Here is a 15,780-nt window from a genome sequence, read left to right on the forward strand (position 1 = left end):
GCACCGCGCGTGCGCCTACGGACCTTAAACCGAACTTCATACGAGTCAAGAAACGCGATGACGAACGAGCCCACCGCAGCGAGGGCGGCGAGGGCGTTAAGGAATTTCAGCATTTGGGGACCTCCGATCAAGTCTTCGGCCGCCCGCGCACGGGATGCGTCGCAAAGCCATTTTACTGCGAGTGTATGCACCAACAGCTGGTAAACGCAATAATTGCAAACATCTGTTCGATATTCATACGCTTGACCCATCGGACGATGGAGGCTGGCTGCTTTGTCCAAAAAGAACGGGGCAAACTCCAGCGTGGAGTCTGCCCCGAAAAGAGAATGGCAAAGCAAGAACGTCGATGGACGAGAAAAGTGTCCGCAAGTCTCATGGCCATCACATCCCACCTGCCAAAGGGATGGGTGAGCGAGCGCTACTCCTGCTCGGACTCCTCAGCCTGCTTACGGCTGCGGATGAGGTGCGCCACGCCGATGCACAGCACCGCGCCACCAGCGATCCAAGTGAAGGTCACACCGTTAAGACCGGTCAGCGGGAGGCCGGAACCCTTCTTGTCGACGATGGTGAAGCTGAGCTTGCCGGTGGAAGCGACAGCAGAATCGGCCTTTACAACACCAGCAGCAGCAGTGACATTGGCAGAATTAATGTCAGGGATCACTTCGGTGCCATCCTGCTTAAGCGCGTTGCGGGCAATAGTAAACGTGACACCATTGGAGGCAGAATTATTGTAACCAGGTGCCGGAGTTACCTCTTTAAGGATGTAGGTGCCCTCATCGAGACCGACAACGTTAATCTTACCTTCGTTGCTGGTGGTCAGTATTGCGCCATCTTTATCTGTCGTCGTGGTACCGTCGGCCTTGATAAATTCGTTGGAGTCTTTCTCCTGCAGCGTGAACTGAACGCCTTCGAGGGTCTTGAGCTTGCCAGTCTCGTCCTCGTCGTTACCGACCTTGGTAACATCGATACCATAGGTGTAGTCGTAGGCCGGATGGTCAACCGTGGTACCGGTGCCATTGGTGTGCGGGTTGTTGGAATAGGTCAACTTGACATTGTTCACCTGGGCCTTGCCGAGCATATCCGCGTTAATCTTGCCAGCAACAAGTTTTGCCTTATAGTTCACATAGACTGTCGAACTACCGTCAACGGTGATAGGATTGCCAGTCTTATCCTTTGCTTCTTTGAGGTTTTCGAAGGAAACAGTGAGCGCATTCGTGCTTTCCCCCGGGACATAGGTCGCACTGTAGCAAGTGGGATCTACGACTGAATCGTTAATCTTGACCTCAACGACCGGTTTATTTCCATCAAGATTCGGCACCATCGTGGAGGGAAGATTGTCGGTGAAAGCGTAGCTGTACTTGACGTATGTGTTAATGTTGCTAGCCACAGTGCCGGCAAGCTGATATTCAACAAGCTGTTCAGCAGCGGAGTCGGCGGCCTTGTTGGCTGCAGTGAAAACATTCTTGCTATCGTCCGTAACAAACTTGCCGTCCTTGTCATCCTTGACGGCCTTGGTTACGTTGGGGACGTCCTTCTTGGGGGCCACATTAACGTCAGAGCCACCGACGATGGTGAAAATCGGCGAGGTATACGCATCAGTATTGCCATTAGCACCGCTGGTCGTACTGGGCGTATCGGTCACGAAAAGCCAGTAGCCATGATCAAGATCCTTAAAGCTACCTTTGGTGGAATCGCTTGGCGTTGTCCACGTGAGGTTCCCGTCCCTTTCCAAGGCCTTGGCAATCAAGTCAAGAGTTGTGCCAGTATCAACCGCCGTAGCCTCTCCAAAAATAGAGCCCTGAGCCTTGCTGATGAACTCCGCCCACGTCTGGGCGTCAGCATCCTCGTCAGGTGCTCCAGTAACGTCTTTGAGCGCAGTCGTAACGAGGGTTTTCACATTACCCTGAGCCCACTGAATATCGGAAAGAGTCTTAGCGGCCGAGCCATCCCAGCTCCCATCGCCCTTCTGATCCTGCGTGACCTTCGCGGTGAAGATCTGAATGCCCTTGAATGTCGTGCCGGTGTATGTTTCGTCGGTGATAGCCACCTTACCCTTCTCCGTGGCCACCGTCGGCGTGCCCGCCGCAAACGCCATCGTGACCGGGGCCATGACGCCGCCGAAGCTCAACGCCGCTGTGAGGCCTGCCGTTACTGCCAGGCGTGCGATGTTCTTGCTCATGCTCATCTTCTTTTCCCCTGCTTTCTGCTTGAAGTCCATTTGATCTAAATCTGTCTGTCTGTGTCTTAGCATTTACTTCGCTACGTCTCGCCCCGCTCTCTGTGGGGCTGCCAGCTACTCTTTATGGCTGCCACCTCCCCGCTTGACCAGGAGCGCGACCACGATGAGCGCGGCTCCGGCGACCGCTGCGGCGGCCGCGGCGTACATTGCCATATCGCCAGTCGAGGGCATAAAGCCTCCGGTGGTAATGCTAGGGGGTGTGCCGGTGGGCGTGTTGATGAGCGACGCCTCCAGGCTGCCCGTCGACCCGTCCGCGCTGTCGGCGCGCAGGGGCGACTCGGCCGTGATGGTGAGCTTGGGCTTGGCGGCAGCCACCTGGTCGACGTCCAGACCCTCGGCCTTGACCGTCACGGAGCGCGTGCCCTCAAAGGCGGTGTAGCCCTTGGGCGCCTTGAGCTCGCGGACTTCCAGCTTGCCCGAGTCCACGCCCGAGACGGTCACGCGGCCGTCCTCGCCCGTGGTGACGGTGGCCTTGCCCTCCGCATCCCACGTGCCGTCAGCCGCTAGCGTGCGACCGCGGTCGTCGGCGATGCTCAGGACCGCCCCGGCAAGCGGCTTGTCGCCGTCGCTGCTGCGCTTGGTGAGCGCGAGATCCCAGGTGTAGGCGCACGCGTCGTCACTCGGCGTGCGGGTGAAGCCGGCGTCGCCGGACTGGTCGGCAAAGGGAGAGCGCGGGTAGCGCAGGTAGACCTCGTTGGGGTTGCCCTTCGCGATGCCGTGGTTGCATGCGCTGTTGAGCGGCGCGCTGTACACGGCGACCACGCGGGCGCCCGCGGTGAAGGCGTCTGCCCCGCCGAGCGCGGCGATCAGGTCGCCGGTGCGCACGGTGAAAGTCCCGTCCGCCGCCACCTTGGTGGTGCACTGGGCCGTGATATCGGTCCAGCCCTTCGCGGGTTCGGTGCCGGCGCGGCCGTCCTTGCCGGCCGAGACGGCGTCGAAGCCGCCGTCCGCGCCCGCCGCCACGTACACGCGCATGCTCGCGGCGACTTTGGAGGGGTCGAGCCCCGCGCTCATGGTGTCGACGAACTGCACCGCGTAGGTGTCATAGGCGGAAAGGCCCGCGGGAACCGTGGCCGAGAGGCGCCAGTACAGGTCGTCGGCGACCGTCGCGTCGGCGGCCTTGCCCCAAGCGGCGGTGCTGTCCTCCAGCACGTGCTTGGCGACCTTGGGAGTGGCGGCCTTGGGCTTAACGGTGACGGCGCTGCCGCCGACCAGAACCATGATCGGCGCGGTGCCGGCCTCGTTCTGGGAGATGGCGTCGTCGTCGGAGACGATGAGCCAGTAGCCACAGGGCAGCCCGGCCGTCGTGCCCGCGTTAAGGGCCACGAACTTGGCGCCAGAGCTCTGGAGGGAACGAGCGAGCTGTGCGCTCAGCGCGCTCGTAAGGTGGGAATCGGTGTTGAGCCACTCGGCAGCTTCCTGCGCGGTGGTCTGGGAATTGGGCATACCGGCGCTGTGCAGCACAGGCAGCGCGGCGTCGCGCACGGCGTCACTTGCCCAAGCGAGGTCGGCGGCGATCTTGGCGTCGCTGTCGCCGTCGACGACGTTGGCGCTAAAGATTTGGTAGGCGTCGTAGCTGCTCGCCACGGTGCCGCTCACCGTAATGGAACCGGTCGAGGTCGGCGCGGCCTGCGCGGAAGCGGGGAACACAACCGCGCAGGTGCCGATCAGGAGGGCAAGCAGCGCAAACAAGATCGGGAAGGAGCAAACTTTCTTATTCACGACGCTCACCTCCCCTCGCATTCGCCTTGCGACGAATGTGCATCCAGGCCGCAGCAGCGCAAAGCACCGCCGCGCCGGCAAGGTACGTCAGAGTGACGCCCGACATACCAGAAAGGGGCAAAGAGGTAGAGTAGGTGTTGGTGAAGGTGGGGGTGTCAGTGTCGGTGAGCTCGTGGTCGGCGCTATCAGCATTTTTCCACTTGCCATCGGAGCCAACGGTTCCCTTCCTGTAGGTCACCTTACAGTTGATGGTTCCTTTGGTATTGTCCGTTGCAACAACCGTAAGCTTGTAGACCGACTTGTCGTACTTATAGTGCGAGAACAACGAGCCGTCGGTTTTCTCGCGCACATAGTACGTGAAGGTCTTGGAAGCACCACGGCCGGTTGAGTCACCAGCGGTGTCAGGATTCGCAGTGATATCAGAGAGCGAGTACTCAATCCCCTTACCAGAGGCATCTACGAACGAAAGCGTCTGCTTCTTTTTGTCGCCAGTAGTTTTGGCCTCTTGAATAATCTTCTGAAAATTGACATCGGTCGCAAGCTGAAGCGTAAACTCCTTCATCTCGCCACCCTCGACGACCTTAGTCGCCTTAGGAGTCCAGGAACCAGTGGAGGTGTAAGGCACGATCTTGTTGGTAAAGGTCGGGTTGGTGTTCCTGTCACCAATAGTCACCGTAGCCTCCGTGTTATCCTCCGATGGCGCAACGGAATAGCTTTCGGAATCTAGTGATACAAAGCTGTTGTCTGTATCCGCTTTTTTACAGACAGCTACTTCTTTTACTTTGTAATATTTGATAGGAATCGCCATGAGCGAATCGGTCTTGTATGGACTGTCTTCAACGGTCACCACAATCTTGTAGATCGTCTTATCGAACTTGGTGTCTATCTCGTTTTCGCCGCTGACAGGTTCCTCAACTAGATAGAAAACGTATTGTCCCGAAGAATAGTCCTTGCCAGAGTCGAAGGTGATATTGCCGTCTGTTTGGTCAGCAGGCGCCTCGCCCGCAACAATGCAATCGCCCATGTCAAACGTGCCGTCAGCTTTCCAAGAAGGCTCGTTGGTACCATCCTGGCGCAGCAACTTAAACTTGTAATTGTGCCCTTCAAGTTTTAGCGATTTGTCCATTGCATCTTTAAGAACCTTACTGGCATTGAGCTTCATGTTCGGATAAACGTTCAGCCCCTTAGTAACATCGCCGACGATGAGGTCGCCGTTGGTCATGATGCCGCCACCGTGGGTGTAGGAGTAGTTACCACTGATGATGGTCGTAGCCGCTATCTGCGCCTTTCTCATGGCCTCATCAGTCGGATGGGCCTCAAGACCGAACATGTACTTGGCCTCGGCACCGCCATTTGGGTCGATGGTAATCGGATTTCCGTCGCAAGTGCCCTGCCAACCAGCCGATTCGCCGCCGAGCATCTTGCCAAGAACAACGGCAATTGTCGAGCTCGCATTATCTTTATTACGCACCAGGAAGAAGTCCTGATGACCGGCGTCTTTGAAGGTACCGGTAATATATTTGGACTGGCTGTCCTCGTTCTTACCATTACCGCCGGCAGAGAAATTCTCGCCATGGTCGGTGTTGCTATAAATTGCTGAGCCATTAGTATGCGTCACAATCGTTTGACCAGTAGGGCAGGCACCGATGCCGCCGCCCCAACCGCCAGCTTCATTTCTGGTTACAAGTGCTGCGCGAAGGTTGAGCGTACCAGCCGTCTGGACAAAGACTCCGCCGCCGCCCCAGTCGCCTCCGCGACCGGTAGTGCTGCCCGTCATGGTCTTGTTGTTGGTGATGTAAACCTTGCTGGACGCACTTGCCGCCTCAATAAAGCCGGTGGTATTTTCAGAAATACGGAGACCACCGCCCTCGGCATTGTCGGATTTATTGCCAGCGATCGTACCGCCCGTCATTTTGAACGTAATCGCCTGGTTCCAAAAGCCAGCGTAAACGCCACCGCCAGCCTCGTGGGAGTAATTGGCAGTAACGGAGCCGCCCGTCATGGTCAGCTTGCCGTCGTTGACAGACGCAATACCGCCCCCGCCGAGCAGACCATTGTTGTATGACGTAGTGATATAGGAGTCGACACGATTGTTGGTAATGTTTGCCGTTCCGCTGATTGTAACGTCGGCATTTTTGGTAAAGACGCCGCCGCCATAGCCATTATCGGGACTGTAGAGGTTGTCATAGGGTTTCCCATACGTAGCGTTGCCAGAGATAACACCGCCAGAGAGATTCAGCTTGGCGCCATTGTCAGCATAGATGCCGCCGCCAGATGCTGCCTTGTTTGCCGCGATTACGCCGCCGGTCATGTTGAACTTGGCATTTGCGCCCGTCACGCACAGGCCACCGCCCCAGCCGCCGCCGTTACCGTTGGTGACATAGCCGCCAGAAATATTGACAGTGCCTTGAGATAAAATAACGTGACCGTTGTTGCCCAGGGTACGAGGCGTTGTGATCATGCCTCCGTTGAGGTTAAGCGTACCGCCGTCCTCAACAGAAATGACTTGTTGAACCGATCCGCCTTCGGATGCACCGACAATTGCACCGAAACCGCTGACGACATGCTGTGTCGTGGTTTCAGTGGTGCCGAGAGCATCTTCGTTAGGCGTGCTCGTGGTTTCGTAATAGGTTAGGCTCTGAGGAGTATCGTTCTTGTCACCGGTCCATTTTATGATTGCGAGCTGGCCAGGATCGTTAGCAACGACCGAAGGTGCATCGCTTACCTGGGCAGTGTTGTCTTCAATATTGTCTTCAATAGTAAGTGCACCACTCATTACCGTAATGAACGTGTCGTTGTTGCCAGTGCGGTAATAAAGCTTGTGACCCGCAAGGTCAATCGTGGTGTTTTGGCTGATGGTGATTGATGTACTCGAACTAATATCAGCCGCAAGACGCAGTTTTTCGGGCTTATTCTCCATGTCAAGATAGGTAGACAAATCATCGTCACTCTTCAGCAGCGTGTAATCGTCCGCATCTTTTTTAAGTCCCTGAGCCTCACCTTCATTTGCAATAGTAGCGACCTTATAGACAGGCTCTCCATCATCCGCAGGCTGCGCAGCACCATCGGCTTCCGTGTCATCAGACAACGGAACCGCCTCGGAAGCAGCGTCACCAGAGGTTTCGTCACCCTTGACCTCGTCACTGTTCTGGTTTTCGGTATCCCCGTTGTTGATGTTGCCTACATCAGTAGACTCACTTGAGGAACCCCCCCCCATCACAGTTTTCTCGGTAGAATCTGTCTGGGCGTCGTTGGCAATGGCCTGCGAGATCGGGGGCATGACGAGCGACAGTACCAGGCTCAAAACGGAGGCTCCGCACAAAACGCCTGCCAGTACACGGCGCGTCGCTTTATTACTCTGCTTAGATTTGTCCGAATTCGCTTTCATCGATGTCTCCTCCCCAAGAGACCGCGATCTTGCTCTTTCACCATCAAACGTATCTGCGCAATCTGTAATTGCGCTCGTTTAGTAATGCAATTATAACGATTGTTTAAACATCTGAGCAACAAAACCGACATTTTTGTAGCGAGTTCTCAATTCTCTTGACATTTGCTCAGATTTACCTTCGTTTATTCGCTATCTATTTTTTGTTTCTGCTGGTAATTTAGTTGCGTATTATTTTTTAATGGCATTAGATTTATTTGCACAACATTTTGCTCAAGAGCAAACATCCTGTGAACGGTCGAAAATCGACCGTGAGCGGTAGGTCATTAACCGGAAGGAATATCCTACCAAACTGATGAGAATATCTTTAACCCATCGGTAGTTAGAAGCGTGATGTTCAGACAACTATATTTGAATTTTCGCGCAGATTTTAGGCATCATTTCGCCCAAATCGCCTGAGGCCGCCACAAAGGTGCCTATTCCCTTTGTGGTGGCTCTCCCCCGGCGCTACAGCAGATGTTCCTCGATAAAGATCGCGATGCCATCTTTGTCGTTGCTGGCGGTTACAAAATCGGCGACGGCACAGGTAGCGTCGCTGCCGTTTGCCATGGCCACGCCCACGCCGGCGTCAGCCACCATGCAGGTGTCGTTGTCCGCATCGCCAAACACGCAGATGTTCTGGAGCTCCATGTCGTTGAGCTCCGCCACGCGCACAAGGCCGCGCGTCTTGGACACGCGCGGATCCATGAACTCGTAGAGCCGCTGCGTGGTTTGCAGAGCCGCCGCCTTAACGGTGTTATCGGCAAACGTCGACGCCCGCTCAATCACCCGCGGCATTACCTCGGGCGCCATGGTAAACATCACCTTAGGCTGCGGCTCGCGCAAGAACTCGACAAAATCGACCACCTGGTAGGGCACGCCGTCGACGCGCGACAGGTGCTCGACGCACGCGTTGCTCTCGGGCACGTAGAACACGCCGTCTCGGGGGCAGACGGGCGTTGCCGGAAGGTCCGCCATGTGCCTGCAGATGCGCGCGATGGTCTCGCCCGGCAGCGGATAGCTCAGCTCGTTGATGTCGTGCGCGCGGTCGATGACCTCGGCGCCACCGCAGCCCACGAGCACGTCCACCAGGCCTTCGATGCCCCAGAGCTCGTACATGGCCTCGGTCGCGTGGGCGTCACGCCCGGTGCACAGGCCAAAGAGCACGCCGCGCTCGCGCAGGGCGCGGATCGCCGCCACGGTGCGCGGGAACACCGTGTGCCGGCTCGTGAGCAGCGTGCCGTCGATATCGCAAAACACGGCTTTGATGTGGCTGAAGGTGGCGTCCATGGGGGCCTTTCTGGGTTGTGCGGCGGTGTGGGGCGTATTCGTGAACGGCGTACATGGTATACCAAGGCGCAGGCGCGGCCTGTCAAAGCAAAAACCACCACAAAGGTGCCTGGCCCCTTTGTGGTGGTTGCGACGTTTGCGGGCCAAACCATCACAACATTCGATGTTTTTCGGCAAAATCGCAGTTTTCATCGAATGTTGTGATGGATTTTACTGCCTTGCGGCACGATCAAAATGCCGGCGTCCAAACAGCAGTAACGCCGCGGGAACCGCCGTCACGACCATGCCCGCCCCTACGAGCGTCTGCTGCACGCCAAATGTCGCCGCCAGCCACGGGGCAATCGCCAGCGGCGCCACGCCAGCGAACATATTGCCAAAGCCCATGACCGAGTTGACGCGACCGAGTTGCTCGAGCGGAGCCGTCGTTTGCACGATGGTGTTGTGGAGCGGGTTGACGACACCCCAAGCTATGCCCAGGGCGATCTGGCCGATGAGGGCCACGCCCACGTACGGTGTCCCCACATAGAGCAGACTTCCCAGGCCCACGGACATAAGTGCCACGAGCAGCGTTTTAAGGTTGACCAGGTGCGGCGGCAAGCGGAGCGCGGCCACAGCGCCCAGCACCGCGCCCACACCGCTGGCCGACGAGAGCCAGCCCATCCACTCGACACCGACATGCAGAATATCGCGGTAGAAGAACGACTCAAGCGGGTCAAAGGCGCCGTAGCCAAAGTTCGAGAGGAAGATGATGCAGAAAAGTAGCGCGAGAACACTGTTGGTAAAGACCGTCTTGATGCTGGTCGCGAAGGTGGCGCGGGAAGATGTGTTGGGGTCGGGACATTGGCTGGTATTGTCCGATGTGGTGTCACCGATCGCGGGTTTGCCTTCGTGCGCGGTGGCCAGACCCGTCCGCGGCCTAAAGCCCCAACCGGCGATGAGCGCCAACGCGGTAAAGAGCATCATAAGCACGAACACCGTGCGCGACGACACAGCTGCCGCAACAAAGCCGCCCAGCGTGGGGCCAACGATGATACTCACGTTTGAGAACATGGCGATGGCGGAGTTGATGTCTTTGAGCTCGACAGGATCGTCGGTGAGGTAAGCCGGATAGGATGTGGCGATGGGCTGGGCGAACCCCATCACAAAGCCCAGGAGCACCGCGCCGAGCAGGACGATGCCGATCGCGCTGCCAAAGGCAATGATCGCCGCGCCGGTTGCCAGCGTGCCCACGATGCTCAGCAAGAAATGACGGCGTGGGCCCCAGGCGTCGAGCGCCGCGCCACCCGCAAAGGATCCCAAGATCACGAATACGTTCATAAAAAGGACGGCCAGCGATGTTGCGACGACCGAGGCATCGTCCGCATAGGTGAGCGTTCCGATGACGCCGATAAAGTAGCTGGTTTGAAAACCGGTGTAGATGAGGAAGCGCATTGCCACCAGGCGCTTAGCCTGCACGGACAGCGATGATTGAGGCTTCGAGAAAAGAGAGGCGAGCATGGAGACTCCTTGTTTCGTACGAATGCGGACGGCGGGCATTCGCCACCGTCTGTCAAATCAATCTATCCGCATGAAACATTAAGGACGCATCGAGCCCCTTCTCTCCGTTTTTCGCCCGTCATGAACTACTTGGTAGATTGTAAGGCATGTCCCACACATCTACCAAAGCAAAAACCACCACAAAGGTGCCTGTCCCCTTTGTGGTGGAAATGGCGTTTGCCCAGATAAAACCTGCCAAAATGAACCTGTCCCTATTTGGCAGGTTTTAGGCCAGATGGTCTTGGATAAGATCGCAGATGGCTCGGGCGTCGTTGATGTTGATGGCTCGGGTCGCAAATCCGGCATCGAAGGCCTGACGCGCCAGGGCTTCGTTGCAGGCAAGGGCCAGCGTGTGACCGTCGACCAGGTCGAGCGAGCTCTTGCCGCGCAGACGGTCGACACCGGAGCGCGCGACGACGATGTTGTCGAAGCCCTCGGTCTTGTAGCCCTCGATGATCACCACGTCGACATCGTTGTAACGCGACAGCAGCTCGCGCGCGGGCATCTCGTCCTCCTCGCGCGTGTCGGCGTACTCCGCCCAGCGCGTGGCGCAGATGAGTCCCACGTGCTTGGATCCGGCCTGGTGATGGCGCCACGTATCCTTAGCGGGCACGTCGATATCAAAGCCGTGGTGTCCATGATGCTTGAGCGAACCCACACGCAGGCCGCGGCGCGTGAGCTCGGCGATGACCTTCTCGACGAGCGTGGTCTTGCCCGAGTTTTGGTAGCCGATAAACGCGATCGCGGGGACGGCCGGTGTCGGGGCTGCGGATGCGACGGCGACGGGTGCGCTCGCGGGTGCGGCACCGTCAGCGGGCACGGCCTCAGTAGCAGCGGCCTGGCGCTCGGCGCGGTCCCACACGCCCGAGCGGCCGCCTTCCTTGTGCAGCAGACGCACGTCAACGATCTCCATGCCGCGATCGACGGCCTTGCACATGTCGTAGATGGTCAGACACGCAGCGCTCGCGCCGGTCAACGCCTCCATCTCGATACCCGTCTTGCCCGTCACGCCGGCCGTAACCAGCACGTGAAAGCCAACCTGCCCGTCCGTGCGCGCCGGCGCCCAGCCCTCGGGCACGTCATCGGCCGGCGTCCCCGCCGCAGCGATGGGCGCAATGTCGCACTTGCTCTTGGTAATGAGCAGTGGATGGCACATGGGGATAATGTCGCTTGTGCGTTTGATGGCCATGATGCCCGCCACGCGCGCGCAGGCAAGCACGTCGCCCTTCTTGGCGCGGTCCTGCAGCACCATGGCCTGCGTCTCGGGATGCATGAGGATGGTGCCCTCGGCGATGGCGATGCGATGGGTCTCGGCCTTGTCGGATACGTCGACCATGCGTACCTCGCCCTTGGCGTCCACGTGCGTCAGCTCGTCGCGACGGGCGTCGCGGGCGGGCTCGGCGGCAGCGCTGGCAGTCGGCTGCGCGGACGCGTCGGCGTTGCCTGCATTCGCCGCAGCCGTGACTTTGTGGGCAGACATCGCGGCCCTGCGAGCGGCCTTGGTGGCATCGGCGTACCTGCTCTTGGCCATATGATCATCCTCCGATTTGGGACATAAATCGTTGCGTGCCCTCAATTATCGCGTGTTCCTGCGGTTTGTGGGCCACGGCATCGCGCCAAATCGAAAGTACCTGCATATCATCACCACGGCGCAGGGCATCGCGCACCGAATACTCGGCATCGCTGAACAGGCACGGACGCACGTTGCCATCGGCCGTCAGGCGCAGACGGTTGCAATTCGCACAAAAATGGTTGGACATGGCACTAATAAAGCCAACCGTTCCCGCCGCGCCCGGAAAGTGCCAATAGCGCGCAGGACCCGCGCCGGCAGGAGCGTCGTTGATGTCGAGTGGCTCGAGCTCGCCCAGTCCCGCCGCGGCGGCCCCGGCATTGATGCGCGCCCGCAGCTCGTCGCTCGGAACGGTGTCACTCGCATCCCACAGCGCCGGATTGAGCGCGGGCGCATGCGGGTCCACAGCGCAATGCGAGCTCGTGTGTTCGTCGCCAATGGGCATGTATTCGATAAAGCGCAGGTGGATGGGGCGGTCGAGCGTGAGCCGCGCAAGGGCCGCCACATCCTGGTTGAGCCGGCGCACCACAACGCAGTTGCCCTTAACGGGCTCAAAGCCCCAGGCCAGCGCCGCGTCGATGCCAGCCATGGTCTGTTCGAGCCGACCCAGACGCGTGATCTTTCCAAAGAGCGTAGGGTCGAGCGTGTCGAGCGAGATGTTGACGCGGTTAAGACCGGCATCTTTGAGCTGCGGCGCCAGCTTGGGCAGCAGGGCGCCGTTGGTGGTGAGCGAGATGTCCTCGATCTGCGGAATCGCGCGGATGTCGCGAATGAGCGGAATAATACGGCGGCTGACCAGTGGCTCGCCACCCGTCAGGCGTACGCGGCGAATGCCCTCCCCCGCCACCAGGCGCACAAAGCGGGCGATTTCCTCGGCGCTGAGCAGCTCGTCGTGCGCGCGGGGCGCCACGCCATCGGCCGGCATGCAGTAAATGCAGCGGAAATTGCACTTGTCGGTAACGGCAATGCGCAGGTAGTTGATATCGCGGCCAAAGCCGTCATGTTGCACGTGCCCGTCCACGCAGCCCTCCCCTCACGCGGCGTTTTATTCTTCGGAAAACATAATACCGCACGGGAGAATCATGCCGACACCCGTACGACAGGACAGGTCACTTCGAGCAAAACGGACTTTCCAAGCCCATCCTCAACACACAAACCATCACAACATTCGATGCTTTTCCCGATTTTGGCAAAAAACGTCGAATGTTGTGATGGTTTGCCTGCCCACAGCACCCCGTAGAAGGGCCGAAACGCCCCTAAAAACCGCCGTCCCAGTGCCGAATCACAAATTCTCGCAGGTCGTTCTGCCGCTTTTGGAACGCTTCGCTTCGGTCGCACTTGAGGCCCATAGCGAGCGCGATGGCGTTCATCGCCCGGTGCAATTGCAGCTGGTGGGCAAACTGAGTCCCGGTGAGGACGATCATCCTAAAGCCCAGCGCGCTCAGCACGGTCATACGCTCCGCATCCGACGCGCTACGCTGTTTATCAAGATGGTCCGAGCCGTTGTATTCAATCCCCGTACCACTCGCAGGCGCATATACGTCGATCTCGAAATACCCGGCCTTTGCGAGATACTTGAACTCGTTGGGAACATCGACCCGATGGTTGAGCTCGATCTTGACGTATCCCAGCCCGCCCTGGGAACGTTTTGCTACGACCATGATTGCGGTGGCCGTCTCCATGGGCGATCGCGCGCCATCGTGTACGCGCCTGAGCACGGCGGCCGCGCGTACAGCCCCCTGACGAGATCGGTTCTCATTGCAATAGGCAATCATGTCGGCAACGGTATACCTCTGCCCCATCTCGATATAATCGCCTGTCGACAGATGATTCAAATGGTATCGGGCGCAGATTTCGTAGCCATATTCCAGCTGCTCGGGCTCGCTCATCCACGAACCCGCTTGGACAAAGCACATGACCTCATCAACCACCAGAAGGCCCTCTGCCGCCTCGATAAGATGGCCTGGAGGCACCGGCGCTCCAAACACGTGGCACCTAAATCCAGCCGGCGTCGAGCGCTCAAAATCGAAGTTGACGAGCGTGTCGATATGATCGAGCTCTTCTCGTGGAATACCGAGCGAAACCAGATAGTCGGTAACGATCCCAACTGCCGCTGAAGCCCTCAGCCCCTTGGCATCGAGTCCCAATTTGGGCAGGCCCGCAGTCGGCTCCGCCTCGTTAGCAAGCGAGTCCTCATCGTATAGGCTGCTTGCTCGCGAGAGCGGCTCGGACGGGCGCGCCACGTTGTGGTACAGCCAGGCAGTCTTATGGGACAGGACGATCGGCAGGTCCATGAGCCCTCCAATGGAGTCGGATAACCAACCTTATTCCCCCTGCCCACGGGTCCGCACACCTTCGTGCGCAAGAAAGCGATTCCACCCGATCGAGTGGCAGAAAAACCATCACAACATTCGATGCTTTTCCCGTTTTTGGCAAAAAACGTCGAATGTTGTGATGGTTTGAGACGAGGTGAGAGGCACGGAGGGCCAAAGCACCGTGCTTGGAGCGTGACTTTTTTCGCCCCGTCGTCATCACAAACCTTGACTCTACAATCGTTGTAGGGTTTTCACTACACTGGTAGCAAAACGAACCCAGCCAGAAAGCGCCCGCCCATGGAACACGACCTCACACGCGGCAATGTCCTCAAGACCATCGCGGTCTTTGCCCTACCCTATATGCTCTCGTACTTTTTGCAGATGCTCTACGGCATGGCCGATCTGTACATGATGGGACAGTTTAGCGGCGCCGCCGGCATCACCGCCGTGGGCAACGGCGCGCAGACGCTCTATATCATTACCGTGACGCTCGTGGGCCTGGCCATGGGAACGACGGTCATCGTCGGCCACGCCGTGGGCTCGCGCCGCTTCGACCGCGCCGAGACCGCCATCGGCAACACCATCACGCTCTTTATGGGTGTCTCGGTGGTACTGGCCGCTGTCCTGCTCGCGCTTTGCCCGCAGATCGTGGCTCTCATTGGCACGCCGGCCGAAGCCGTCGAAGGCACCGCCGCCTACCTGCGCATCTGCTTTGTCGGCATTCCGTTTATCGCCGCGTACAACATCCTCTCCGCCATCTTTCGCGGCCTGGGCGATTCGCGCTCGCCCATGTACGTGATTGGCGTGGCATGCATCATTAATATCGCGCTTGATTTTCTGTTTATCGGCCACATGGGGCTCGGCCCCGTGGGCGCGGCGCTCGGCACGGTGACCGCCCAGACGGCCAGCGTTGCCCTCGCGCTCGTGTGGCTCAAGAGCCGCCGCACGAACATCCACGTTAAGCGTAGCGACCTGCGCCCCCAGTCCGAGGTGCTCGGCAGCATTCTTAAGATCGGCGTGCCTGTGGCCGTACAGGACGGCTGCATCCAGGTGGCGTTTATGTTTATCACCGTCATCGCCAACCACCGCGGCCTGGTCGACGCCGCCGCCGTGGGCCTGGTCGAGAAGATGATCAGCTTTTTGTTCATTGTGCCGAGCTCCATGGGCGCCACCGTCAGCGCGCTCACGGCGCAAAACGCCGGCGCGGGCAAGGGCGACCGCGCACGTCAGGTGCTCAAGGATGCCATGACCATCTCGGTGGTGTACGGCTGCCTGATCACGGTGCTGATGTGGCTGGTGGCACCGGCGTTTATCGGCTTTTTTGCCAAGGACGCCGCAGTGGTCGCGGCCGGTACCGGCTATATGCGCAGCTATATTTTCGACGCGATTTTTGCCGGCATCCACATTTGCTTTAGTGGCTTTTTCGCTGCGTATGGCAAGAGCTACATCGGCTTTGCGCACAACGTGCTGGCCGTGGCGCTCATTCGCGTGCCGGGCGCGTGGCTGCTGTCGAACGCCTATTCCGATACGTTGTTTCCCATGGGCATCGCCTCGCCGTGCGGTTCGATTTTGTCGGCGGTCATCTGTGTTGTCGCGTTTACCGTGCTCAACCGCCGCGGGGCTTTTGACAAGCTGGTGGCGTAGAGGGGCAACGCGAGCCTGGCGCCCCTCCCCGACCCTATTG

At 58.8% G+C, this 15,780-nt stretch carries 9 protein-coding genes; 1 reads left to right on the plus strand and 8 read right to left on the minus strand.

Features of this window, described 5'->3' with window-relative positions:
- Positions 1 to 418 precede the first annotated feature (418 nt).
- From I2H81_RS03715 to I2H81_RS03750, 8 genes are all read right to left on the minus strand, one after another.
- Positions 419 to 2,179 carry a SpaA isopeptide-forming pilin-related protein gene (locus tag I2H81_RS03715; protein WP_195644593.1) on the minus strand — a complete coding sequence of 587 codons (1,761 nt, stop codon included), beginning with the start codon at positions 2,177 to 2,179 and terminating at the stop codon, positions 419 to 421.
- Positions 2,180 to 2,293: 114 nt separating this feature from the next.
- The gene (locus tag I2H81_RS03720) at positions 2,294 to 3,961 is read right to left on the minus strand and encodes a SpaA isopeptide-forming pilin-related protein (protein WP_195644594.1); all 1,668 of its coding nucleotides are present in this window, start codon (positions 3,959 to 3,961) and stop codon (positions 2,294 to 2,296) included.
- On the minus strand, positions 3,954 to 7,349 hold the full coding sequence (locus I2H81_RS03725) for a Spy0128 family protein (protein WP_195644595.1): 3,396 nt from the start codon (positions 7,347 to 7,349) through the stop codon (positions 3,954 to 3,956). Before I2H81_RS03725 ends, I2H81_RS03720 begins: the two co-directional genes overlap by 8 nt.
- A 504-nt stretch (positions 7,350 to 7,853) precedes the next feature.
- A complete protein-coding gene (locus tag I2H81_RS03730; protein WP_195644596.1) occupies positions 7,854 to 8,675 on the minus strand; it encodes an HAD family hydrolase in 822 nt (273 codons plus the stop codon).
- A gap of 210 nt (positions 8,676 to 8,885) precedes the next feature.
- The gene (locus tag I2H81_RS03735; protein ID WP_195644597.1) at positions 8,886 to 10,172 is read right to left on the minus strand and encodes an MFS transporter; all 1,287 of its coding nucleotides are present in this window, start codon (positions 10,170 to 10,172) and stop codon (positions 8,886 to 8,888) included.
- A 265-nt stretch (positions 10,173 to 10,437) separates the two neighbouring features.
- Complete coding sequence (gene mobB, locus I2H81_RS10600; protein ID WP_271817455.1) at positions 10,438 to 11,742, minus strand: molybdopterin-guanine dinucleotide biosynthesis protein B; 1,305 nt, start codon at positions 11,740 to 11,742, stop codon at positions 10,438 to 10,440.
- Positions 11,743 to 11,746: 4 nt separating this feature from the next.
- Entirely contained in the window at positions 11,747 to 12,802 is a 1,056-nt protein-coding gene (moaA, locus tag I2H81_RS03745) for a GTP 3',8-cyclase MoaA (protein ID WP_271817456.1), read from the minus strand.
- Between the two features lie 235 nt (positions 12,803 to 13,037).
- Positions 13,038 to 14,075 (minus strand): hypothetical protein, encoded by a 1,038-nt coding sequence (locus tag I2H81_RS03750; protein WP_195644598.1) that lies wholly within the window; start codon positions 14,073 to 14,075, stop codon positions 13,038 to 13,040.
- A 318-nt stretch (positions 14,076 to 14,393) separates the two neighbouring features.
- Between I2H81_RS03750 and I2H81_RS03755 the strand changes: the two genes are divergently transcribed.
- Positions 14,394 to 15,740 carry an MATE family efflux transporter gene (locus tag I2H81_RS03755; protein ID WP_195644599.1) on the plus strand — a complete coding sequence of 449 codons (1,347 nt, stop codon included), beginning with the start codon at positions 14,394 to 14,396 and terminating at the stop codon, positions 15,738 to 15,740.
- Positions 15,741 to 15,780: the final 40 nt, after the last annotated feature.

Origin of the sequence: Collinsella aerofaciens (assembly GCF_015561195.1) — a bacterium.
Classification (GTDB): domain Bacteria; phylum Actinomycetota; class Coriobacteriia; order Coriobacteriales; family Coriobacteriaceae; genus Collinsella; species Collinsella aerofaciens_AC.